At 72.0% G+C, this 23,276-nt stretch carries 19 protein-coding genes; 10 read left to right on the top strand and 9 right to left on the bottom strand.

What is annotated here, in order from left to right; translation table 11 throughout:
* Window positions 1–253 precede the first annotated feature (253 nt).
* From ACFYR3_RS13515 to ACFYR3_RS13495, 5 genes are all read left to right on the top strand, one after another.
* A complete protein-coding gene (locus tag ACFYR3_RS13515; RefSeq protein ID WP_356781275.1) occupies window positions 254–4,252 on the top strand; it encodes a tetratricopeptide repeat protein in 3,999 nt (1,332 codons plus the stop codon).
* A 95-nt stretch (window positions 4,253–4,347) separates the two neighbouring features.
* A complete protein-coding gene (locus ACFYR3_RS13510; protein ID WP_389282888.1) occupies window positions 4,348–6,429 on the top strand; it encodes an MMPL family transporter in 2,082 nt (693 codons plus the stop codon).
* Between the two features lie 156 nt (window positions 6,430–6,585).
* A complete protein-coding gene (locus ACFYR3_RS13505) occupies window positions 6,586–8,022 on the top strand; it encodes a sensor histidine kinase (RefSeq protein ID WP_389282886.1) in 1,437 nt (478 codons plus the stop codon).
* The gene (locus tag ACFYR3_RS13500; protein WP_355845599.1) at window positions 8,019–8,696 is read left to right on the top strand and encodes a response regulator transcription factor; all 678 of its coding nucleotides are present in this window, start codon (window positions 8,019–8,021) and stop codon (window positions 8,694–8,696) included. The genes ACFYR3_RS13505 and ACFYR3_RS13500 overlap by 4 nt, the downstream gene beginning before the upstream one ends.
* A gap of 205 nt (window positions 8,697–8,901) precedes the next feature.
* Window positions 8,902–10,119, top strand: a complete 1,218-nt coding sequence (locus ACFYR3_RS13495; protein ID WP_355845596.1) for a sialidase family protein — start codon at window positions 8,902–8,904, stop codon at window positions 10,117–10,119.
* A 43-nt stretch (window positions 10,120–10,162) separates the two neighbouring features.
* On the opposite strand, the gene ACFYR3_RS13490 is transcribed toward ACFYR3_RS13495, so the two are convergent.
* The 5 genes from ACFYR3_RS13490 to ACFYR3_RS13470 are packed head-to-tail and all read right to left on the bottom strand — an operon-like array spanning window position 10,163 to window position 16,831.
* Window positions 10,163–11,098, bottom strand: coding sequence for a dihydrodipicolinate synthase family protein (locus ACFYR3_RS13490; protein ID WP_389282884.1), 936 nt, complete (start codon window positions 11,096–11,098; stop codon window positions 10,163–10,165).
* Window positions 11,098–12,198 carry an oligopeptide/dipeptide ABC transporter ATP-binding protein gene (locus ACFYR3_RS13485; RefSeq protein WP_389282882.1) on the bottom strand — a complete coding sequence of 367 codons (1,101 nt, stop codon included), beginning with the start codon at window positions 12,196–12,198 and terminating at the stop codon, window positions 11,098–11,100. Before ACFYR3_RS13485 ends, ACFYR3_RS13490 begins: the two co-directional genes overlap by 1 nt.
* A gap of 49 nt (window positions 12,199–12,247) precedes the next feature.
* The gene (locus ACFYR3_RS13480) at window positions 12,248–14,224 is read right to left on the bottom strand and encodes a dipeptide/oligopeptide/nickel ABC transporter permease/ATP-binding protein (RefSeq protein ID WP_355845588.1); all 1,977 of its coding nucleotides are present in this window, start codon (window positions 14,222–14,224) and stop codon (window positions 12,248–12,250) included.
* On the bottom strand, window positions 14,221–15,183 hold the full coding sequence (locus ACFYR3_RS13475; protein ID WP_355845585.1) for an ABC transporter permease: 963 nt from the start codon (window positions 15,181–15,183) through the stop codon (window positions 14,221–14,223). Before ACFYR3_RS13475 ends, ACFYR3_RS13480 begins: the two co-directional genes overlap by 4 nt.
* A gap of 19 nt (window positions 15,184–15,202) precedes the next feature.
* On the bottom strand, window positions 15,203–16,831 hold the full coding sequence (locus ACFYR3_RS13470) for an ABC transporter substrate-binding protein (RefSeq protein WP_389282880.1): 1,629 nt from the start codon (window positions 16,829–16,831) through the stop codon (window positions 15,203–15,205).
* Window positions 16,832–17,121: 290 nt separating this feature from the next.
* Between ACFYR3_RS13470 and ACFYR3_RS13465 the strand changes: the two genes are divergently transcribed.
* On the top strand, window positions 17,122–17,862 hold the full coding sequence (locus ACFYR3_RS13465) for a FadR/GntR family transcriptional regulator (RefSeq protein ID WP_355845799.1): 741 nt from the start codon (window positions 17,122–17,124) through the stop codon (window positions 17,860–17,862).
* 221 nt (window positions 17,863–18,083) lie between these two features.
* Window positions 18,084–18,560, top strand: coding sequence for a protein phosphatase (locus ACFYR3_RS13460; protein ID WP_389283010.1), 477 nt, complete (start codon window positions 18,084–18,086; stop codon window positions 18,558–18,560).
* 22 nt (window positions 18,561–18,582) lie between these two features.
* Here ACFYR3_RS13460 and ACFYR3_RS13455 read toward each other — a convergent pair whose 3' ends face one another.
* The gene (locus tag ACFYR3_RS13455; protein ID WP_355845579.1) at window positions 18,583–18,759 is read right to left on the bottom strand and encodes a hypothetical protein; all 177 of its coding nucleotides are present in this window, start codon (window positions 18,757–18,759) and stop codon (window positions 18,583–18,585) included.
* 132 nt (window positions 18,760–18,891) lie between these two features.
* Here ACFYR3_RS13455 and ACFYR3_RS13450 point away from each other — a divergent pair, with 132 nt between their 5' ends.
* Both ACFYR3_RS13450 and ACFYR3_RS13445 read left to right on the top strand, forming a co-directional pair.
* A complete protein-coding gene (locus ACFYR3_RS13450) occupies window positions 18,892–20,355 on the top strand; it encodes a histidine kinase (RefSeq protein WP_355845576.1) in 1,464 nt (487 codons plus the stop codon).
* Window positions 20,352–21,023 carry a response regulator transcription factor gene (locus ACFYR3_RS13445; protein ID WP_355845574.1) on the top strand — a complete coding sequence of 224 codons (672 nt, stop codon included), beginning with the start codon at window positions 20,352–20,354 and terminating at the stop codon, window positions 21,021–21,023. The genes ACFYR3_RS13450 and ACFYR3_RS13445 overlap by 4 nt, the downstream gene beginning before the upstream one ends.
* A gap of 20 nt (window positions 21,024–21,043) precedes the next feature.
* On the opposite strand, the gene ACFYR3_RS13440 is transcribed toward ACFYR3_RS13445, so the two are convergent.
* The 3 genes from ACFYR3_RS13440 to ACFYR3_RS13430 are packed head-to-tail and all read right to left on the bottom strand — an operon-like array spanning window position 21,044 to window position 22,848.
* On the bottom strand, window positions 21,044–21,820 hold the full coding sequence (locus ACFYR3_RS13440; RefSeq protein ID WP_389282877.1) for a PIG-L deacetylase family protein: 777 nt from the start codon (window positions 21,818–21,820) through the stop codon (window positions 21,044–21,046).
* 18 nt (window positions 21,821–21,838) lie between these two features.
* Window positions 21,839–22,033 (bottom strand): DUF397 domain-containing protein, encoded by a 195-nt coding sequence (locus ACFYR3_RS13435; protein WP_355845570.1) that lies wholly within the window; start codon window positions 22,031–22,033, stop codon window positions 21,839–21,841.
* Complete coding sequence (locus ACFYR3_RS13430; RefSeq protein WP_356781265.1) at window positions 22,015–22,848, bottom strand: helix-turn-helix transcriptional regulator; 834 nt, start codon at window positions 22,846–22,848, stop codon at window positions 22,015–22,017. The genes ACFYR3_RS13435 and ACFYR3_RS13430 overlap by 19 nt, the downstream gene beginning before the upstream one ends.
* 174 nt (window positions 22,849–23,022) lie before the next feature.
* Here ACFYR3_RS13430 and ACFYR3_RS13425 point away from each other — a divergent pair, with 174 nt between their 5' ends.
* Window positions 23,023–23,256: a hypothetical protein gene (locus tag ACFYR3_RS13425; protein WP_389282875.1), complete on the top strand. Its 234-nt coding sequence runs from the start codon at window positions 23,023–23,025 to the stop codon at window positions 23,254–23,256.
* Window positions 23,257–23,276: the final 20 nt, after the last annotated feature.

Genomic DNA, 23,276 nt, shown 5'->3' with positions numbered 1-23,276 from the left:
TCGCGGCGCCCGAGCCCTCGCCACCGTGAGCCGCCCGCGCCCTGGTCGCCGTGAGCTGCCCGTGCGCTTGTCGTCGTGAGTCGTCCGTGCCCCGGCTGCCGTGAGCCACCTGGGCCTCGTCGCCGTGAGTAACCCGTGGGTGCAACGCCGGTGCGACGCCCGGGCTCAAGTCCCGGCCCGGGTCCGCCCGATCCACTTCCTGAGCCGCCCGCCCTCCCGCACAATTGCTCCGTGCGCTGAAGGGGGGAGCGGCATGCGGGCGGGAGTGCGCTGGGCGGTGGCGATCGGGCTGGCTCTCGTCGGCTTCGGCGCCACCTTCGTGGTCTTCTTCGCCGCCGGGCTGCCCCTGCTGCCCGCCGCGGAGGGCGACCGCGCCTCGGTCGCCGCCGGTGCCGGCACGGTCGTCGCCGCCGCGATCACCGCGTGGAGCGCCTGGTACGCCACCCACCGCTCCGAACCCGCCCCGGCCGCGGACGCCCCGGTCCGCCTCGACTTCGCCCACTCGACCATCTCCGTCACCGCGAACGGACACCCCGCCCGGCCCGTGGGAACCGTCGTCCGCATGGGCGACCTGCCGCGACGTCCCGTCGGTTTCCAGCCGCGTGAGGACCTCGTCGCCGAACTCGCCCGGACCGCGGCCGGCCATCGCCTGGCCGTCGTCCGCACGGTGACCGGCACCCGCGGCGTGGGCAAGACCCAGCTCGCCGCCGCCTACGCCCGTCTGCGGATCGAGGACGAGTGGCCGGTCATCGCCTGGATCAACGGCGAGACCCGGGGGCAACTGGTCTCCGGGCTGGCCGAGTTGGCGGCCCAGCTCGGCGTGCGCGCGTCCGGTGAGGAGGCGGAGACCTCGGCGCGTGCGGCGTTGACCTGGATCGGCCGAAGCGACGAGCGGTGCCTGTTGGTCGTGGACAACGCCACCGACCCGGACGAGGTCGCCGGCTGGCTGCCCACCGTGGGCCGGGCCGAGGTGGTGGTCACGACCACCTCGCGGGCCTTCGGGCACATCGCGGTGGGCGGACAGGTCGACGTGGGGGTCTTCAGCCCGGAGGAGGCGCTGTCCTTCCTCCAGGAACGCACCGGGCTCGACGACCCGGCGGGCGCCCGTGAACTCGCCGAGGAACTGGGGCGGTTGCCCGTCGCCCTGGCCCAGTCCGCAGCCGTGATCAGGAGTGAGCACATCGGGTACGGCGGGTGTCTGAGCCGGCTGCGGACGATGCCGGTGGCCCAGCTGCTGGCCGCCGTCCCCGGCGAGCGGTATCCGCACCGGATGGCCGAGGCCGTGCTCCTGTCCGTCCAGCAGGTGGAGTCGCACGACGACACCGGGCTGGTGAGGCCGCTGCTGGACGCCCTCGCCCTGCTGTCTCCCTCGGGCGTGCCGCATCCCCTGCTGCACGCGGTCGCCCGATGCCACGCCCCGGACTCCTCCCCGGCCGCCGACCGCGCCGTCGGCCGCCTGGTCGAGGCCTCGCTGGCCACCCGGATGGGCACCGACAGTGTGGCCGTGCACCGGCTCACCCAGCGGGTGCTCCAGGACCGGGCGCGGGCCGAGGAGACGCTCGCCGGGGCGGCGGCGACGGTGGGGGAGTGCCTGGTGGAGGAGGTGTTCGACCTCGCTGAGGCATGGGACCGGCGGGAGGAGGGAGGTCCGCTGGCCGACCAGATCGACGCACTGTGGAATGCCACCGTCATCGCTCTCACCACGCTCGACGAGGCCTGCACGACCCGGCTCGCCGGGCTGCGCGGCTGGATGGCCCGATACCTGTACGAGGTCGGGGAGTCCGTCCGCGCCCTCGACGCCGCCGAAGAGACCCTGCTTTGCCTGGAGACGGCCCTGGGGACCGGGTCCGAGGCGGTGCTCACCGCACTGAGGTCTCTGGCTCTCGTCCGGGAACGGGCCGGTCGCGCCGAAGGCGTCGTCACGGTCCGCCGACGGCTTCTCGACCTGTACGAACAGAGCCACGGCCGCGACGCCGAGGAGACGCTCGCCGCCCGCGCCGCGCTGGCCTGGGCGCACCGCTGGGCGGGGCACTTCGATCTGGCCGTGGCCATGTTCGAGGCCCTGGCCGAGGACGTGGAGCGGCTCAACGGGCCGGACCACACCGACACCCTCAACGCGCAGGGTGACCTCGCGGAGGTCTACGCCTCGGCGGGCCGGCTTTCGGAGGGGTTCGCCGTGTCGGAGTCCCTGCGCGCGCGGCTGATGCCGGCGGACGCGGTCGACCCGTTCCGAAACGCCGACGAGGTGAGCCGCCTCGCGGACTTCTACGACTCCGCGGGGCGGGCCGCCGAGGGCGCGGCGCTGCTGCGCCGGCTGCTGGCGGAGCGGGAGGCGGGCGAGGGCCCGGACGCGTCGGAGAGCTTGTGGATCAGGAACCGGCTGGCCTGGAACTGCATGTCCGCCGGACTGTACGACGAGGCGCTGGACGTCGCCGCCCGTGCGCTGAGGGACGTGGAACGGCTCTTCACCGACGATCCGCAGTCCGTCGCGACCGTACGGGAGACGTACGCGAACTGCCTGACGCAGTTCGAGCGTTACGACGAGGCCCTGACGGAACTGCGCAGGAACGTCGACGACCTGACCTCCCTGCACGGGCCCGACCACCCCGATGTCCTCGGAGCCCGCAGGTCGGTCGTGCGCGCACTGGGGAACGCGGCGAGGTACCGCGAGGCACATGAACAGACCGGGCAGCTCCTCGCGGACTACGAACAGTCGCTGGGCGCCGACGACACCGCCACTCTGCGCGTCCGCAGTTCGTATGCCTCAGCCTGCGGCGAAGCGGAACAGCACGCCGAGGCGCTCGACGCGGCGCGGCAGTCCCTGGCGGACGCCCTGCGCGTGCACGGTCCAGGGCACCCGTGGACGCTGGGCTGCCGGATCGACCTGGCCCGTGCCCTGAGCCGGGCCGCGCGGTACGGGGAGGCCGAGGCCCTGCTCCAGGAGACGCGCGAGGAGATCGCGCGCCGGCTGGGGGCCAGACATCCTCTGCTGTTCCGTGCCGATGACGTGCTGGCCACGGTGCTGCTGCGGCAGGCGCGCTGGCAGGAGGCCCGGGACCTGCGGGCCCGCGCCCTGGAGGAACGCATCGCCCAGCACGGGGCCGACGACGGCGCCGTCCCGTGGGCGTCCGTCGCCCTCGGTGAAGCCGAGCTGTGGCTCAAGGACTTCGACAGTGCCCTGCCGCGCTACCGCGAAGCGCTGGCCGCGGTGGAGCGGCGCATGGGCGCCGGGCACCGCCACACCATCGTCATGCGGCGCCGACTGGCCGGCGCCTACGCGTCCGCCTACCGCGTACCGGAGTGGCTGGCGACGCTCACGCAAGTGGTCGAGGATTACCGGGAGTTCTATGGTGAGCAGCACCATTGGACCCTGGTGGTGCGTTCCGAGCGGGCCGACGCCGTGCGACGATCCGGGAGGAGCCGGCAGGCGCTCCGGCTGCGGCGCGCCCTGTACGCCGACTATGTGCGCGCGCTCGGAGCGGAACACCCGTACACCGTCGAGTTGCTGGACGACATGGCGGACGACTGCCGCAGGGCCAACCGCCGATTCAAGGCGCTCCGGCTGCGCCGCCGGGTCCTGGCCCTCGCGGTCGCCAGGACCGGTCCGGACAGTGCGGAGAGCATCCTTGCGCACCGACGCCTCGGAGGCGCCTACTGGTCGGTCGGGCTGGTGTGGAGGTGTGCCCGTGTGCAGCGCCGGCTGATGGACACCGTGCTCCGCCTGCACGGCCCCGACCACCCGGTGACACTGGAGCAGCGCTGGTTCCTGGCAGGGAGCCTGCGTGCCACCGGCAGACTGGGCCGGTCGCTCGCCGTCTACCGGACCAACGTCGTCGCCCACCAAAGGCTGTACGGCGCCGATCATGGTCAGACGCTCGGCGCCCGCCAGGTGGAGGCCAACGCCCTGCGTCTGACCGGCCGCGTCCGCGGAGCCGTGACTGCCCACGCGGAACTCGTCGCCGACTCCGCCCGTGTCCACGGCCCCGATCACCCCCTCACCTGGTACCGGCGCCTGGCCCACGCGTACGCCGTCCTCTGGTCCGGCCATCCCCGCCGCGCCCACCGCCTGTGCGTGCCCGTGTTCGACGTGGGCCGGCGCATTCTCGGCCCGGACCACCCCGACGTCCGCAGGGGAACCCGTAAGTTCGCCCTCCTCGCGCTGGCCACCGGCCACCCGCGGACGGCGCTGGACGCCTACCGCCGGAGTACTCCCCGGGGAGTAGTGGCAGCCGTGGGCCACCCGGCGCAGTAGGGTCCGGCTCGCCCTTGCGCCCGACGAAAGGCGCCTCCCGCCCCGGAAGTCTGGATCCGTAAGCAGACATCCGTACCGAAGGGAGGTCCCTGTCCATGGGGGCCGGAGAAACAAGTACGCGGGTGCGGTGGCGGGCCGTGCCGTGGGCGGTGCTCGCCCTGTGGATCGGGCTGCTGGCCGCAGTCGGGCCGTTCGCGGCGAAGCTCTCGGACGTGCAGCACGACCGTGCCGTCGACTATCTGCCGTCGAGCGCGGACTCCACGCGGGTCGCGAAGACCGAGGACCGGCTGCCCGGCGGGGAGGCGACCCAGCTGGTGCTCGTCTACCACCGCGACGGGGGCCTCCGCTCCGCCGACCGGGACACCGCGGCCCGCCAGGTCGCCGCGATCACCCGGGCGAACCCGCTCACCGGCACCCCCGAGGCCGTGCCGTCCCCCGACGGCAGCACGCTGATGTACGCGGTCGCCAGTACCGCGCCCGGCACCGACGAGAAGAAGCGCGACGCGTTCGTGAACGACGTACGCGATGTCGCCCGGGGAACCGACGGGATGAGCGTCGTCGTCGGCGGGCCCGGCGCACTGGCCACCGACGCCGGCGAGGTCTACAACTCGCTCGGCGGACCGCTGCTCTACACCACCGTCGCCGTCGTGGCGATCCTGCTGATCCTCATCTACCGCAGCCCGCTGCTGTGGCTCGTGCCGCTCGCCGTCGCGGGCGTCGCCGACTATCTGTCGATGGGCGTCGCCTACGGACTCCACCAGGCGTTCGGCACCAGCGTCTCCGGCCAGAGCTCGGGCGTGATGACGATCCTCGTCTTCGGCGCCGGCACCGACTACGCCCTGCTGATCATCTCCCGGTACCGGGAGGAACTGCGGCGCGTGGAACGGCCCTACGACGCCATGAAGGAGGCCCTGCGCGGCTGCGGACCCGCCGTGCTCGCCTCCTCCGGCACCGTCGCCGCCGGACTGCTGTGCCTGCTCGCCGCCGACCTCAACAGCAGCCGGGGCATGGGCCCGACGGGCACCGTGGGCGTGCTCTGCGCCCTGGTCGCCATGCTGACCCTGCTGCCCGCCGTACTCGTCCTGCTCGGGCGGCGGGTGTTCTGGCCGCTCGTCCCCGCCTACGGCACCGAGCCCAAGCAGCGGCGGAGCCTGTTCTCCGCGATGGGGTCCTCCGCCGGCCGTCGGCCGCTCGTCGTCCTCGCCGGTGGAGCCGTCCTGCTCGGGGCGCTCGCCCTCGGCGCGCTGAACCTGCCCGGCCCGCTGAAGCAGCAGGACTCCTTCGCCCACCGGCCCGACTCCGTCGCCGCGATGGAGACCCTCGCCCGCGCCTACCCGGGGCGGGGCACCCAGCCGATCACCGTGATCACCCCCACCGGGCGGATGGACACGACGCTGGCCTCGGTGCGCGCTCACGCCGGTGTCGCGAGCGCCGAACGCGGACGCAGCGGCGGGGGCTGGACGGAGATCTCCGTCATCGCGCGCGGCGCCCCCCAGTCGGCGGCCGAGACCGCCACGATCAAGGCCCTGCGGGCGGACCTCGGCGGATCGTACGTCGGTGGCCCGAGCGCCCAGCAGATCGACCTCCAGGACACCGACGCCCGCGACCGGCTCGTCGTCGTACCGATCGTCCTCGTCTCGGTGCTGCTGATCCTGGTCCTGCTGCTGCGCTCCCTCGTCGCCCCGCTGCTGCTCGTCGCCGCCGTCATCGCGGTGTGGGGAGCGGCGCTCGGCATCGGCGGCTTCGTCTTCGGCCCGCTGCTCGGGTTCGAGGGGACGGATCCCGGCCTCGGTCTGCTGTCCTTCGTGTTCCTGGTCGCCCTCGGCGTCGACTACGGGATCTTCCTCATGCACCGGATGCGGGAGGAATCCCTCTCCGGTGCCGAGCCCGCCACCGCCGCGCTCACCGCGCTGCGCACCACGGGAGGCGTGATCGCCTCGGCCGGCCTCGTCCTCGCGGCCACCTTCGCGGTGCTCACGAACATGGGGCTCCTCCAGCTCGTCGAGCTCGGCTTCGTCATCTCGGTCGGTGTGCTGCTCGACACCTTCCTCGTCCGTACCTACCTGGTGACCAGCGCGAGCGTGGCACTGGGACGGAGGATGTGGTGGCCGGGCGGCCTCTCGCACAAGCCGGACACCGAGACGGCCGGGAAGCAGGAGCCCGTCGCCGTAGGCTGAGCAGCCCGGCAGCCCGGCAGCCCGGCAGCCCGGCAGCCCGGCAGCCCGGCAGCCCGGCAGCCCGGCAGCCCGGCAGCCCGGCAGCCCCCTGCGCACACAACGGACATCGGGCGCCCCTCCCTCCCGGAGGGGCGCCCCCTCACGGAGGACGAAGCGGTGGACGTCAAACGCATGCTGAACCTCACCGGCCTCGGAAACCGGGTGAACGCCGCCCCGGCGCGGGTCCTGCGCCAGGACGCGCTGCTCGCCGGCGTGCTGCTGATCCTCGACATCACCGTGGCCCTCACCGTGCACGCCGACGGCCGGCGAACGGACGCGCTCGGCTGGAGCCTGCTGATCGCCGCGCACATCCCGGTGATCTGGCGGCGGCGCGCCCCGCTCGCCGCGTTCCTCGCGCTCGTCGCCTGCGTCGCCCCGTACCACGCACTCGACTTCAACCACAACGCGCCGCTGCTCGTCTCGATGACCGCGCTGTTCACCGTCGCCGCCACCGGGCGCCCGCTGCGCTCCCTGGTCATCGGCACCGGGGTCGTCGGGATCATGCTCGTGGTCAAGTTCGGGCAGGGCACCGCCGAGGGCACCCAGGCGCTGCGCGTCACCGGCTGGATCGTCTCGTTCATCGTTCTCGGCGTGTGCGTCCGGGTGCACAGGCAGTACTTCGCCTCGGTCGTCGAACGCGCCGAGCGCGCCGAACGCACCCGTGAGGAGGAGGCCCGCCGCCGGGTCGCCGAGGAACGACTGCGCATCGCCCGGGACCTGCACGATCTGCTCGCCCACAGCATCACCCTGATCGGCGTGCAGACCTCCGTCGCCGCGCACGTGCTGGCCGCCGACCCCGACCGCCTCGACCGTAAGGCCGTCGCCAAAGCCCTCGAAGACATCTCCGAGACCTGCCGGAGCGCGCGCGGCGAACTGCGGACCACGCTGGAGGTGCTGCGCGACTCCGAGCACGGCGGCAGCGACGGGCGGGGGCCGCTGCCCGGCCTCGACGGGGTACCCGATCTGGTGGCGGCGGCCCGTTCGGCGGGCGCCAGGGTGGAGACGCCGGCCGCGCTACGGGCGGACGGCGTTCCCTCCGCCGTGGGCGCCGCCGGCTATCGCATCGTCCAGGAGGCGCTGACCAACGCCGTACGGCACGCGGGCCCCGGGGTGAGCGTCCGCGTGGATCTGAGCACGGACGGCTGGGCGCTGCGCGTGACGGTCACGGACGACGGCATCGGCGACGCGGGCGGTCCGCCCGGTTTCGGCCTGGTGGGGATGCGGGAGCGGGCTCGTAGCGTGGGCGGCACGGTGGAGACCGGGACGTGGGAAGGGGGCGGATTCGCGGTGGTGGCGGTACTGCCCCTGCGCACGATGCTGCCGGAACAGCGGACGGCGGGGGAGCGGAAGACGGCGACGGACGGCGAGGACCGGCTCGGAGCGCCGGGCGCTTCCGATCCCGTACGCGATTCCGAAGCCGGACGTGAGTCCGGTCCTGTACGTGACTCCGATCCCGTACGTGCGTCCGGTCCCGTCCGGGCCGCCGATGACGTACGCCGTCCCGGGCCCGATTCCGTGGCCGTGTCCGAGCCCGGAGGGGGTGAGACCCGATGACCATCCGTGTGGTCCTCGCCGATGACCAGAACCTCGTGCGGGCCGCGTTCGCCATGCTCGTGGAGTCGGCGCGGGACATGGAGGTGGTCGGACAGGCGGCCACCGGGCGGGAGGCCGTCGAGCTGGCCCGCACCGAGCGGGCCGACCTGATCGTGATGGACATCCGCATGCCCGACCTGGACGGCATCGAGGCGACCCGGCTCATCGCGGCCGACGAGAACCTGGCCGGGGTCAGGGTGCTCGTGCTCACCACCTACGACACCGACGAGCACATCGTGGAGGCGCTGCGCGCGGGCGCCTCCGGCTTCCTGGTGAAGGACACCCGGCCCGCCGAACTCCTCGACGCGATCCGCACGGTGGCCGCCGGGGACGCGCTGCTCTCACCGGGCCCCACCGCCCGGCTGGTCGCCCGCTTCCTGCGCACGCCGTCGGTTCCCGCGCTCACGGCGGGCGGCCCCGAGGCGCTCTCCGAGCGCGAGCGCGAGGTGCTCACCCTGGTCGCTCGCGGCCTCAACAACACCGAGATCGCGGCTGCGTTGGGGCTCAGCCCGCTCACCGCGAAGACCCATGTCAGCCGCATCATGGGCAAGCTGGGCGCCCGCGACCGGACCCAGCTCGTCATCGTGGCGTACGAGTCGGGCCTGGTGACCCCGGGAGACGCGGGCGGGGCCTGACCCGGTGTCCGCCCGACGTACCTGCCGTACCGGGCGGAACTGCCGTACCCGACACGCCTGACGTTCCGTCAGAACGAACTGACGTTTCATCACCACGTCGTGAAAGCACGGGTATTGCTGTGGCGCCCGGGGCAGATTAGGTTCACGGGACATCCCACGTCCCACGTTCCATGTCCGATGCAGTTGACGCAGTCCAGGGAGTGCCATGACCAGCATGAGCCGCATGCTCGCGTTCGCAGCCACCGCCGGACTCCTCACCAGCCTCACCACCCTCGCCGCCACCGGCACCGCCTCTGCCTCGCCCCTCACCGGCGGGGGCTGCACCTCCTCCGTCCCGTACACAGCGGGCCAGGAGGGCTACGACACCTACCGCATCCCCGCGACCGTCATGACCCGGGCCGGCACGCTGCTCGCCTTCGCCGAGGGGCGGCACAGCGGCGCCGGTGACACCGGGAACATCGACGTCGTCCTCAGACGGTCGTTCGACGGCGGCTGCACCTGGAGCCCGCTCCGCGTCGTCGCGTCCGGCGGCGGCGACACCCGCGGCAACCCGGCGCCGGTGGTGGACCCCAGGACCGGCCGGATCGTCCTGCTCACGTCCTACAACAGCGGCGCGGTGACCGAGGCGCAGATCATGCGGGGCGAGGTCACGGCGGAGCAGAGCCGACGCGTCTTCGTCCAGACCAGCCGGGACGACGGGCGGCACTTCTCCGCCCCGCGGGACATCACGGCCCAGACGAAGCTGCCGGGCTGGCGCTGGTACGCCACCGGCCCCGGCCACGCGATCGCCCTGCGCCACGGACCGCACGCCGGGCGCCTGGTCGTGCCCGCCAACCACTCCGCCGCCCCGCCCACCGGGTCCGCCGACACCGGTCAGGAGCCCAAGTACTACGGAGCGCACGCGCTCTACAGCGACGACGGCGGGATCACCTGGCGGCTCGGCTTCGTCGACGACTCGTACGACGGGATCGACAACGCCAACGAGAGCTCGGTTGCCGAACTCCCCGACGGGCGGCTCTACTTCACCTCGCGCGACCAGAACGGCACCAGTCCCGGCAACCGCCTCGACTCCTACTCCAGCGACGGCGCCGAAACCCTGGACCGCCCCTTCGCCGTCCAGCCCACCCTGACCGACGTCCCCGTCGTCCAGGGCAGCGTCCTCCAGCTGACCGGCCGCCTCGCCCCTCTCCTCTTCTCGGGCCCCTCCGTCCCCACCGTCCGCCAGTCCATGGCCGTCTGGCGCAGTACGACCGCCGGCGCGTCCTTCGTGAAGGCGACCACCCTGTCCACCCGGCGAGCCGCCTACTCGGACCTCGTCCAGCTCGGCGCCTCCCGGGTCGGCATCCTCTACGAGACCGGTGTCACGGGACCGTACGAGAGCGTCGAGTTCAGGCGGCTGCCGGTGAGCGGGCTGCTGGAGTAGAGGTGTCCGGCCCCGACCGGAGCAGCGCGGTGTCCGGCCCCGGCTAGAGCAGCCCCGCCGAGGCCAGGTACTTCCCGACCCGCTCGACCTCGCCCTGCGACAGCGGCACCTGGGGTTCCGCCGTCGCGGGGCAGTCGATGACGCCCCGCAGGAACAGCGCGGCCTTGAAGGCGCCGAGGGCCGAGGAACTGCCGCCCATCCGGGCCTGGTCGCCGACGCCCACCAGGCCGAACAGCTCGCACAGCCGCTCCTGCTCCGCCCGTGCCCGCTCCCAGTCGCCCGCCGCGCACAGCTCGTACAGCCGTACATAGCCCGCCGGGTCCACATTGGCCAGGCCGGGGACCGCGCCGTCCGCGCCGAGGGCCAGGGCCGAGTCGACGACCACCTCGGAGCCGGTGAGCACGGTGAAGCCGGTGACGCCGGAGCGGATACGAGCGCCGGTGACGACCGTACGGAAGGCGCCGAGGTCGCCGCTGGAGTCCTTGAGCCCGGCCAGCACACCGTCGGCGGCGAGTTCGAGGACCAGTTCGGGGCTCAGCTTGGTGTGGACCGAGGCCGGCAGGTCGTACGCGAACACGGGGAGCGACGCGCGGGCGGCGACGAGGCGGAAGTGGCGGGCGATCTCCGCGGGATGGGTGCGCGTGTAGAAGGGGGCCGTGACGACGATCGCGTCCGCGCCCGCGGCGCGGGCGGTGTGCGCGTGGTCCAGGACGCGGGGCGTCGTCATGTCGATCGCCCCTACCAGCACGGGGAGTTGACCGGCGACATGCCCCACCGCCGTCTCCACCACCAGTCTGCGCTGCGCGTCCGTCAGATAGGCCACCTCGGACGTCGAGCCGAGGACGAACAGGGCGTGCACCCCGCCGTCCACCAGATGGTCGATCAGTCTGGTGAGCGACGGGACGTCCACCTCGCGGTCCGGTGTCAGGGGCGTGCAGACGGGCGGTACGACACCGGTCAGCGGGGCGGGGAAGGTCATCAAGGCTCCCGGATGTGCTGCTGGAACGGAACGTCGGCCATGGCGGCGGACTCGGCGGCGGACTCGGCCTGCGCGACCAGGGTGCGCGTCGACCGGCCCTCCTCGACAGGATGGTGACACCGGAAGCGGTGACCCGGGGTCGACGCGGCCGTGAACTCCGGCATCCGGGTCGCACACTCCCCGTCCGCCTTCCAGCACCGGGTACGGAAGGGGCAGCCGCGCGGCGGGCGCGTCGCCGAGGGGACGGGACCGGTCAGCGGAATCGGCTCGATCGGATCCAGCAGGCCCGGGGTCGCCGAGAACAGCGCCCGGGTGTACGGGTGACGGGAGCCGTCGGTGACCTCGTCGGCCGGTGACTCCTCCACGATCCGGCCCAGGTACATCGTGATCACCCGGTCGCTCATCCGGCGCACGGTCTGGATGTCGTGGGACACGAACACCAGCGCCAGGCCGAGGCGTTCCTTCAGATCGAGGAGGAGGTTGAGGATCTGCGCGCGGACCGACACGTCCAGCGCGCTCGTCGGCTCGTCCGCCACCACCAGGTCGGGATCCAGCGCCAGCGCGCGGGCGATCGCCACCCGCTGGCGCTGACCGCCGGAGAGCTGGCCGGGCAGCGCGTCCGCGAGCGCCCGGGGCAGGCCGACAAGCGACATCAACTCCTTCACCCGGTCGGCCCGTTCGGCCGAGGTGCCGCGCCGGTGCACATCCAGCGGGTCGCGCAGGATCCGGCGTACGGGCAGCCGACGGTTCAGAGCCGTCGACGGGTCCTGGAAGATCATGCCGGTACTGGCGCCGACGGCCGTGCGGCGCTCGTCCGGCTTCATGGACCACAGGTCACGGCCGCGGAAGGTCACGCTGCCGGAGGTCGGCCGCTGCACCCCCACCAGCACCTTCGCGAGCGTCGACTTGCCGCAGCCCGACTCGCCGACGACGCCGATCGTCTCGCCGGGCACGATGGTGAGATCGGCGCCGGTCAGGGCGTACACCCGGTCCCTGGTGAACACACCGCCGCTGCGCGCCTTGTGGACGACATGCGCGTCGCTGAGCCGGACGAGCGCGTCCGTCCGGCGGGCCTCGGCCTCCCGCACCGGCGCGGTCATGCGACGGCCTCGGCCGCCGTCGGCGGAATCCTCACGTCAGACGGAATCCTCACTTCACGGCCTCGCTCTCCGTGGTCACCAGGCCGACGGCCGGGTGGTGGCAGGCCGCCGTGTGCGTGTGCGGGCCGACCAGGTCCGGCGCCGTCGTCCGGCACACCTCGCTCGCCATCGGACACCGGTCGGCGAACCGGCAGCCGGCCGGGAAGTCGGCGGGGGAGGGAACGACCCCCTTGATCTGCGTCATGCGCTCCGCCGCCGACTCCAGGGACAGGACGCTGCCCAGCAGCCCGCGCGTGTAGTGGTGCGCCGGGGACTCCACCAGGTCCGCCGTCACCCCCGTCTCCACGATCTGGCCGCCGTACATCACGACCACCCGGTCGGTGACCGCCGAGATCAGCGCCAGGTCGTGCGAGACGAGGATCAGCGCGAAGTCCAGTTCCGCCCGCAGCCGCAGCAGCAGCTCCATGACCTGCGCCTGGACCGTCACGTCCAGGGCCGTCGTCGGTTCGTCCGCGACGATCAGCTTGGGCTCGCGGGACAGGGCCATCGCGATCAGGACGCGCTGGCGCTGGCCGCCGGAGAGCTCGTGGGGGTAACTGCGCAGCGTGCGCTCGGGGTCGAGGCCGACCAGAGCGAGGAGTTCGGCCGCCGTGCGCTTGCCGCCCCGCCGTATCACCTGCTTCAGCTGCGCCCTGATCGTCATCGCCGGGTTCAGGGACGACAGCGCGTCCTGGTAGACCATCGCCATCTCGTGGCCCAGCAGCCGGCGCCGTACCCGCATCGGCTCGCCGATCAACTGCCGCTGGTCGAAACGGACGTGGCCGCGGACCCGGGCGCCCTTCGGCTCCAGGCCCATCACGGTCAGGGCCGTCAGCGACTTCCCGCAGCCCGACTCGCCGACCAGGCCCAGGACTTCGCCGGGATACACCTCGAAGCTGATGCCGTCGACGATGTCCACACCGCTGTGCCGGTTGTCGAAGCCGATGGCCAGATGCTCGACGGCGAGGACGGGCTGCCGGCCCGAGGGGAGCGGGCGGGCCCGTGAGCGCAGCCGCGCGGCGGCCTCCGCCAGACCGGGCAGTTCGAGGACCGTGCCGCTGCCCGGCTCGGGGGCTTCGAGACGGTCCTCGGCGGGGGGCACGGACACCTCCCGGGCGGCCGGCGCGGCCCACGCGTCGGAGACGCCCTCGGAGAGGATGTTCAGCGACAGCACGGTGACCAGCATCAGCAGACCGGGGAAGACGGTGGCCCACCAGCCGCCGGTCAGCACCATGTTCTTGCCGTCGGCGATGACACTGCCCCAGGACGGGTCCGGGGGCCGTACGCCCGCGCCGATGAAGGACAGCGAGGCCTCGAACACGATCGCCTCGGCGACCTGCACGGTGCAGAACACCAGGATCGGAGCCGCGCAGTTGACGGCCACGTGCCTGAGGACGATGTGCGGGGTGCGGGCGCCGATCACCTGCTCGGCCGTGACGTAGTCCTCCCCGTACTGGTCGAGGACGTTCGCCCGCACGACCCGGGCGACGGGCGGGGTGAACAGGAACGCGATGGCGCAGATCAACACGTTGATGCCGCCGCCGAACACGGCGACGAGCACGGCGGCGAGCGCGATGCCGGGGAACGCCATCACCACGTCCAGGCAGCGCATCAGCGTCTCGTCGACCGCCTTGCGCGAGGTCGCGGCGACCGCGCCGAGCAGCGCCCCCACGACCAGGGCGAGCGCGGTGGCCCCGAGACCGATCGCCAGCGACCAGCGGGCCCCGTACATCAGCCGGCTGAGGATGTCCCGGCCGAGACTGTCCTGCCCCATCCAGTGACCGGCCGACGGATGCCCGGTGCCGTCCACCTGCGGCTGCTGGTCGAGCGGGTCGTGCGGCGCGAGCAGGGGGGCGAACAATGCCGTCAGCACGACCACGGCCAAGAAGCAGACCGCGATCCTCGACAGCGGCGGCAGCCTGCGCCAGCCGCGCAGTCGGATTCCGGGCCGGGCGAGGGCCCCCGCCAGATCCTTCCGCGTGATCATCGGCTCGCTTCCCTCAGACGTGGGTTGACCAGCAGATACAGGATGTCGATGGCGAGGTTCACGACCACGAAGCCGATGGCCGTGGTCAGGACGACGCCCTGCACGACCGCCGGGTCACCGTTCTGCACGGCGTCGATCATCAGCTTGCCCATGCCGGGCAGCGAGAAGATCGTCTCGATGACGACAGCGCCGCCCAGCAGATAGCCCACGCGCAGGCCCAGCACGGTGAGCGGGTTCATCAGGGCGTTGCGCAGGACGTTGCGGCCGACGACCACCCGGGGCGGCAGCCCGCTGCCGATCGCGGTGCGCACGTAGTCCTTGTCCAGCTCCTCGACCACGGACGTCCGCACGATCCGGGTGAGCTGGGCCGCGACCGGCAGGGACAGCGCGAGCGCGGGCAGCGCCATGGTCTTCAGCCAGCCGGTCAGCGAGTCGGCCGGGTTGATGTAGCCGCCGGTCGGGAACCAGCCCTGGTCGACGGCGAGGTACTGGATCATCAGCAGGGCCAGCCAGAAGCCCGGTGCGGCGACCCCGGTCAGGGACACCACCCGGATGATCTGGTCGGGCAGCCGGTCGCGGTGGATCGCGGCCGTGACCCCGCCGAGCAGCGCCAGCACCACCGCGATGCCGAGCCCCAGGAAGGTGAGCTGGAGCGTGAGCGGCAGCGCGGTGGTGACCTGTTCGACGACCGGCGCCCGGGTCAGCGCGCTGGTGCCCATGTCGCCGTGCAGCAGGTCCGCCACGAAGTGGAAGTAGCGCACGGGCAGCGGATCGAGCAGTCCGTTCCGCTCCCGGAAGTCGTGCAGCTGCTGCGGGGTCGGGTTGGCGCCCTGGAAGAACGCCGACGCCGGATCGACGTCCGAGAACCGCATCACCAGGAAGACGAACAGGACGATCCCGAGCATCAGCGGCACGAGCAGCAGGGCGCGGCGCAGCAGGATCCTGACGATGACGACCACGTATCAACTCCCTTGTCGCCTAGACCCACTTGGCTTGAAGCAGGTTGATGCCCGGGTAGGGCTGTGGCCTTATCCCCGCGAGCCGGCGCGGATTCCACGCGGTCATCAGCTCGTTGTGCACGACCGGGTAGAGCACGGCCTGCTCGGCGACGATGTCGATGTAGTCCTGGATCATCGTCTTCTTCTTGTCGGCGTCCGATTCCTGCGTCGCCTGGTCCATGTCCTTGAAGAGCTGCTTGGCGACCGGGTCGCCGGCCCAACGGGCGTAGCCCATCCAGAGGTTCTGGGGGCCGTAGTTGTAGTGCATGATCAGGTCGGCGTCGAGGCCGAACTGGTTGGGGTTCGAGGCGGCGGCCACGACCTGGTAGTCCTGCTTCTGGTCCATCTTGGTGAACACGGCCGTGGTCTCCTGCGGGGCCAGTGTCGTCTGTACGCCGATGGCGTCCCAGGACGCCTTGATGGTCGGCAGGCAGTCGACGATCCAGCTGACGTTCACCGACAGGATCTCGATCTTCAGCCCCTTGACCCCGGCCGCCTTCAGGAGCTTCTTCGCCTTCTCCGGGTCGTAGGAGTAGACGGTCTTCGCGGGCCGGTAGGAGGGATTGGCCTCGTTGAGGAAGGAACTCGACGGCTTCCCGTGCCCCCTGAGGGCGACCTCGACCATCTTGCCGGTGTCGATGGCGTAGCGCAGCGCCTGGCGCACGCGTACGTCGTCGAACGGCTTGTGCTGGGTGTTGAACATCAGGAACAGGTTGTTCATGCCCGCGCCGCCCTGGACGGTCATGCCGCCCTTGCGGAGCTGCTGGATGTTGGCGTACGGGATGTTGTCGGCGATCTGGGCACCTGCGCTCGCCCCGGAGATCTTCGCGACGCGGGGCGCGGCGTCCACTATGGTCAGCCAGTTCATCTTCTTGAAGGCGGGCTTGCGCGGCCCGTTGTAGGCGGTGAACGCCTCGAACGTCGTGTTGGACTTCGGGTGGTGCGCGGTCTGCCGGTACGGGCCCGAGCCGATCGCCTTGCCCTTGATCGCGTCGTCCCAGGCACCCGGCTGGGAGAAGACGTGCTTGGGCATGATCTTCGCCAGGGTGAGCCGGGAGATCCCCTCGGGGAACGGGAACTTGAGGACCAGCTCGACGTTCTGCGCGTCGATCCTGCGGACTTCCTTCAGCCAGCTGGCGAAGAAGCCCTTGGCGAGGGTCTGGGTCTTCGGGTCGAGTATCCGGTCGAAGACGAAGACCACGTCGTCGGCGGTGACCGGCTTCCCGTCGTGGAACGTGGCACCCGCCCGCAGCGTGAACCTCCAGGACGTGCCGGTGAGGTCGGCGGGCACCTGGGTGGCGAGCGCGGCGTAGGGCTCGCGGGAGATCGGGTCGGTGTCGAGGAGACCCTCGTAGATATGGTTGTTGGCGGCCATGCAGAAGGCGGACGCGGTCTGCGTCGGATCCCAGCTGCCGTCGTTCCCGTAGCCGATCACGGCCGTCAGCGTGGCGTTCCGGCCGCTGCCCGAACCGCCGGTGTCGTTCGTCGACTCCGGCCCGGACGTGCAGGCGGCAAGGGTCGAGGAGAGGGCGGCGGCCGCGCCCAGGGCCCCGGTGTACTTCAGGAACGACCGGCGGTGCAGCGCCGGAGTGCGGTTCACGTCGCGCACGGTTCCTCCAGCAAGGAGTGGTCCAGTTGAGCGGTCCGGTGAGGCGGTGGAGCGGTCGGTGCGATGCCGTGGAGCGGTCGGTGCGATGGCCCGGGGAGCAGGAGATACGACGTCCTACGTCATAGGGGGCAGCGCGACCATAAGAGGGGGCGCGGAGAGGGTCAAGGGATCGCACACGAATGGCGTATCTTCCACTGGTGCGACCAATGGCGGTATGAATCAGGGCAGTTGGCCGAACTTGGCGTTTAATCAGCCCGGAGGTGGGACGTCCGATGTCCAGCGAGCGTACGATGCGGCGCATGCCTGAGGAGACCGGGAACCGGCGTCGTCCCGAGCGCCGGGTGAGCAGTCAGATCCAGCGCGAGGTCATGCAACTGATCCTCGACCAGGGGCTTCCGGCCGGTGCGCCGCTGCCCACGGAGACCGAGCTGATGACCGATCTCGGCGTGAGCCGCAACTCGGTCCGTGAGGCGCTCAAGGCCCTCCAGGCGCTCGACATAGTCGAGATCCGGCACGGCTACGGCACCTATGTGGGCGAGGCGTCCATGACGCCGTTCGTCGACGGACTGACCTTCCGCACGCTCGCCCGTCCGGACGATCCGACCGGGGCGCTGGCCGAGATCCTCCAGGTCCGCGAGGTGCTGGAGGAGGGGCTGATAAGCCGGGTGGCCGAGGTGCTGACCGAGGAGGAGCTGGACCGGCTCGAAGCCGTCGTCACGGAAATGGAGACGGCGGGAGACGACGGACGCTCCTTCCCCGAACTCGACAGCGAGTTCCACGAGTTGCTGTACGCCTCGCTCGGCAACCCGCTCGTGCCCCAGCTGCTCGGCGCGTTCTGGACCGTCTTCCGGCGGGTCGCCGTGGTGCGCGGCTGGACCGACGACATCACCCCGGAGGTGACGGCCCGCCGCCACCGCGACATCCTCACCGCCCTGCGGGTGCGGGATGTCGAGGGCGCCCAGCGCGCGATGGCCGACCATTTCCGGGGGATCGAGACACGCGCGTCCCAGGGCTCCCGCGGCGTGAGCTGACCGGGCCCCCTTCCCGGGCCCGTATCTCCTCGCGTCCGCCTCGCCGGCCGGGGCCGATGCCACCCGGTCCGGGCGAACCGGTCCGTGCGACCCGGTCCGTGCGACCCGGTCCGGGCGACCCGGGTCCGCCTCGACCGGGGTGGCGCTGCCCCTGCCCGTCGCACTTCGGCCCGTCCCGGGTCTTCGATCCCGGCGCGCCCTACGCTGGACCCGTGGCCGAAATCCAACCCGATTCCTCGCACGACTCCCGGGCCGACGGCGGTACCTGGGGCCCTGGTGGCGCGGGTGTGCTGTCACTGCCGTCCGGCCGGCTGATCCGGGGCCGGGCGCTGCGCCGGCCGCTTCCGGCCGACGGCGGCCCCCTGCCCACGTACGCCGTCCACCTGCTCGGCGGACAACCGCCCCGGGTCCCCTGGGAGGCCTACTGGCTGCGCTGGCCGGACTTCCGGCTGCCCGCCGACCGCGCCGAGGCCCGCGCGGTCCTCACCGAGGCCTGGCGGCGGGCCGCCGACGAACGCGTCGAGATCGCCTGCGGCGGCGGCCGGGGCCGCACCGGCACGGCCCTGGCCTGCGTCGCCGTCCTCGACGGCGTAGCGCCCGAGGACGCGGTGGCGTACGTACGCCGGCACTACGACCGGCACGCGGTGGAGACACCCTGGCAGCGCGCGTACGTACGCCGCTTCGGCGCCCGGGGCTGATCCGCCGGCCTTCCAGGACTCCCTAGGGGTGCGTCCCCCGGAAGCGGAGTACGCCGCTCTTCGGGTGCACGGCCACGGACACGCTGGTGAAGCCGGCCCCGCTCAGCCGCCCCGGGAGTTCCCGCGGATCGACCGTGTTCAGCCGCCGTACGGCTGTCGTGTCGCCGTATCTCTTCGTCAGTTCGTTGACTTCGATCACGCCCACACCGTCTCGCCGTAGGCCCGCCGGACACATCGGCCCGGTGCGGACACTCTCCGGCGGGGCGTGTCGACCCCGGTTGTACGTCCACGGGCCGATGTCCGCGCCCCACCGCCTGCCTACGATCGGCGCATGCATGTCACGCCGCCGCTTCCCCCGCTCAAGCGTGTGCCGCCCGGCACCTGGGTGGCCCTGGCCTGGTGCGCCAGCACCCTGTTCACGGTCCTCGCGCGCATCCGGCTGCCCGGCGAAGAGACGGCCAATGAGGTGGCCGCCGCCCAGTTCTACCGCTGGGACGGCCTGCTGTTCCTCACGGTGGCGTGCGCCCTGGCCCTGGCCGGCAGCCTGCGCCTCGGGCACCGGCCCCTCAACGCCTTCACCCTGCTGCTCGCGGCGGCCGGCGTGCTCACCATCAACCTCGCCGCCGGCGCCATCCAGCTCGCGCAGTACCTGGCCGTCGACATCGCCCTCTACTTCATCGCGGCCGCCCGCCCCCGCCGTACCGGACTCACCGCGCTCGCCATGGCGCTCGCCCTCCTGGTCGCCTGGCTCTCGGTACGACTACTGAGGGGATGGGGCGTCGGCACACTCGTCGAACTGACCGTGGCCCTGACCGTCGTCGTCTCCTGGCTGCTCGGCGACGCCACCCACCGCACCCGCGTCCACGCCGAGCAACTGCGCGTCCGGGCCGCGGGCCAGGCCGTCACCGACGAGCGCCTGCGCATCGCCCGGGAGATGCACGACATGGTCGCCCACAGCATCGGCATCATCGCTCTCCAGGCCGGTGCGGCGGCCCGCATCGTGCACACCCAGCCGGACGCCGCCCGCGAGGCCATGACAGCGGTCGAGACGGCCGGCCGCGAGACCCTCGCCGGGCTGCGCCGCATGCTCGTCGCGCTGCGCCAGGCCGACCAGACGCACCATGCGGAGCAGACGGACCATGCGGAGCAGACGGACCGTGCGGACGAGACGGACCAGGGTGACCGGTCCCGGCCGTCCCACCGGTCCCATCTGTCCCGCCCGGCCGGAACCCCGGGCGGCGGCACCTCCGAAGCGCCGGGCGGCCCGCGCGAAGACGGCGACCCCGACGCGCCGGGCCGCTCCCACGAGCACGACCGCGCAGAACCGGGCCGTTCCCCCGCGCCCGTCGAGAACCGGTCGTCCCGCACGACGCGGGCCGTCCCGCTGCACCCCGCCGAGGGGCTCGCCGACCTCGACCGGCTGGCCGCCGCGACGACGGCGGCGGGGGTCCTCGTGGACGTCCACTGGACCGGCGAGCGGCGTCAGCTCCCGCCGGACATCGACCTGTCCGCGTTCCGGATCGTCCAGGAGTCCATCACCAACGTCGTACGGCATGCGGCGACGACCGCCTGCCGGGTGACCGTCGACCACCGCGACACGGAGGTAGCCGTCGAGATCACCGACGACGGCCGGGGACGGGGCAGCGCCACGGACACGGGGTTCGGTCTCATCGGCATGCGCGAGCGAGCCGCCCTGCTGCACGGCGAGTTCACCGCGGGCCCACGCCCCGAGGGCGGTTTCCGGGTGAGCGCCCGCCTACCGCTCCCGGCCACGAGCCAGGCCGGCGCCCGATGACGGTCCGCGTGGTCCTCGCCGACGACCAGCAGCTCATCCGCACGGCCCTGCGCATGGTCATCGCCGACATCGAGGACATCGAGGTGGTGGGCGAGGCGGAGAACGGCGAGGAAGTGGTGGCCCTCGCCGGGCGACTCAGCCCCGATGTCGTCGTCATGGACATCCGTATGCCCGGCATGGACGGCATCGAGGCGACCCGCCGGATCACCGCGGACACCACGGGGCCGAACGGTGAATCGAGGATCGTCATCCTGACCACGTTCGACGACGACGATTACGTGTACGGGGCGCTGCGCGCGGGCGCGTCCGGATTCCTGGTCAAGGACATGAGCCTGGACGACATCATCGCGGCGATCCGCGTGGTGGCGGCCGGGGACGCCCTCATCGCCCCCGCCGTCACCCGTCGGCTCATCCAGGACTTCACCGCCGCCCGCCCCGAACTGGCCCGTGCGCAGCGCGAGTTGAAGGGAGTCACCGAACGCGAGCGCGAGGTGCTGACGCTGGTGGGCAGCGGGCTGTCCAACACGGAGATAGCCGAGCGGCTCTTCATCAGTGTGGCGACGGCGAAGACGTATCTCACCCGCCTGCTCTCGAAGCTGGACGCGCGGGACCGCGTCCAGCTCGTGATCATCGCCTACGAGGCGGGGCTGGTGTCGGTGAACCGGTGAGCGCGGACCGGTCGGCTTCCTCAGGCGGTCAGGTCCGTCCGGACCGGTGGCAGGGAAGCGGGTGACTCGGAAGAGAGCTCGTGGCGGACGAACCACTCCGTGGCCAGCAGCTTCTCCCGGCCGTCCCGGGGGAGGGCGGCGATCCGCCCCGGCAGCGCTCCCCGTTCCACTTCGGAGCGGTGGGCGAGCACGGCCTCGATCTTCCGGTCCAGCCAGGGACGTACATCGACCGTCGCGCCGACCCGTTCGTCCGGGACGCTGAACATCGGCCTGTTCTTCCGGACCAGCAGCGCGCCCAGGTTCCGGGCGGCGGAGTCGGGGTGTGTGGCCAGGTAGAGCGAGCGCGGCCGCCATGCGGCACCGGCTTCGGGGTAGAGCCGGTCCAGCCCGGCGGCCTGGACCGCGAGCACGGTCACCCGGTGGGTGTGGACATGGTCGGGGTGGCCGGTCAGCCCGCCGTAGGCGTCATGCGTGACCACGATGTCCGGGCGGACCTCCCGGATGTGCGTGACCAGCCGCCGTACGGCGTCGTCGAGCGGCGCGTCGCAGAACCGGACGGCTCCGGGTGCCGACTCCGGCATCCGCGCGTCGGCGTAGCCGAGCATCCGCGGCGTGCCCGCGCCGAGGACGCGCAGCGCGTCGGCCAGTTCCGCGGCGCGGTGGGTGCCTTCCGCCCAGGTCGCCGTGACGACGGCGGTCCGTGCTCTCGAAGCCGCGTGCCGGGCGAGCACGCCGCCCGCGGACAGGGACTCGTCGTCAGGGTGCGCGAACACCGCGAGAAGGCTCGGAAGGATCATCGCCGGGGTCGTCCCCGCTCAGCCCACGACGCCGGCGAGGAACGCGGTCCAGGCGTCCGCGCCGATGACCAGCACGGGCCCGGCCGCCACCTTGCTGTCACGCACCGGGACGACACCGGGGGCCTGGTCGGCGACCTCGACGCAGTTGCCGCCCTCGCCGTTGCTGTGACTGCTCCTGCGCCAGCGGGCGTTGCTCAGGTCGTAGGCGCGCATCGTCTGAACTCCTCCGCCGCCGCCTCGATCAGGGCAAGGGACGCCTCCGGCGACAGCGCGACGGCCCTGAGCAGATCGTATGCGTGCTGTGCACGCTTCACCACAGCCGGATCGTCGACGAGGGTCCCCGAAAAGGACGTCTCCGTATAGGCGGTTGGCGGAGCGTCCTCGAAGTCCATGAGCCTGAGATCCCCGGTCATGAGCGCGTGCGCCCCCGCCGCGTACGAGATCACCTGTACGGCAGCCCTGCGCTCCCGCACCAGGCCCACGATGTGGTCGAGCTGTCCGGCCATGGTCACCGCCCCGCCCACCGGGATGCGCAACACGCTCTCGTGCAGCACGACCCAATACATGGGCCTTGTAGCGTCACCGAGAACATGGGCCCGCTCCAGCCGGGCGGTCACCTTCTCCTCCACGTACTCGTCCGCCGCGAACGGATTGGCGGCAAGCGTCACAGCGCGCGCATAACCCGCCGTCTGCAACAGACCTGGTACCAGCGCGGGCGCGAACTCCGCGATCTTCGTCGCCGTCCGTTCCAGTTCGACGACCGCCGCGAAATACCCCGCGTAGCGTTTGTCGTCGATCAGCTTGTGCCACATCCGCTCGAAGAAGCCGTCGCTCCCCAGAAGCGCGTCGATCCGCTGGGCCACATCCAACTGCGGTTTGCGGATGGCCTGTTCAAACTGGCCGATATAGCCCCCGGAGACAAAAACTCGCGCACCCAACTCCACTTGGGTGAAACCCGCGTCCTCCCTGCGTCGTTTCAGTTCTGAACCGAAAAACTCCCAGGCAGCCTGCCGAGAACCGTTGGCCATGGCCAACCCCCTTACGCTGCGCCGCATTTGTAGCGAACCGAATCCTGCCGATTCTAGATGCGGAGCGTCACCATGAAGATGCGAAGCGTGAAACGAAAAGGGACAGGTGAGCAGAGTGAAAGAAGAACCGTCACCGGAACATGAAGTCGACGCCCGGTTCCCGGCGGCCCGGCGATGAAGCCGCCGGAGTCGACGGAGCCTCCGATCGGTTCCTGCGCCGTCGACACGTACACGGGGAAGGTGGGCACGGTCATGGGGAGCGAGGGGCCCTACGTGCAGCTGAGACCGCTCGGCGGGGGCCGGGAATGGGACTGCGCACCGGAGGCCGTCCGGCAGGCCACCGCGGCGGAGCGGCTCAGCGCGGCGACCGCGTACGCCAACGCGCGCAGCCGCGGCGAGGTGCCTTGAAGAGGGCCCCCGGACCCAAT

Source organism: Streptomyces sp. NPDC005784 (assembly GCF_042871525.1).
Classification (GTDB): Bacteria; Actinomycetota; Actinomycetes; order Streptomycetales; family Streptomycetaceae; genus Streptomyces.
The sequence above is the reverse complement of the archived record's forward strand: the minus strand, read 5'-3'. Positions and strand labels throughout refer to the sequence as shown.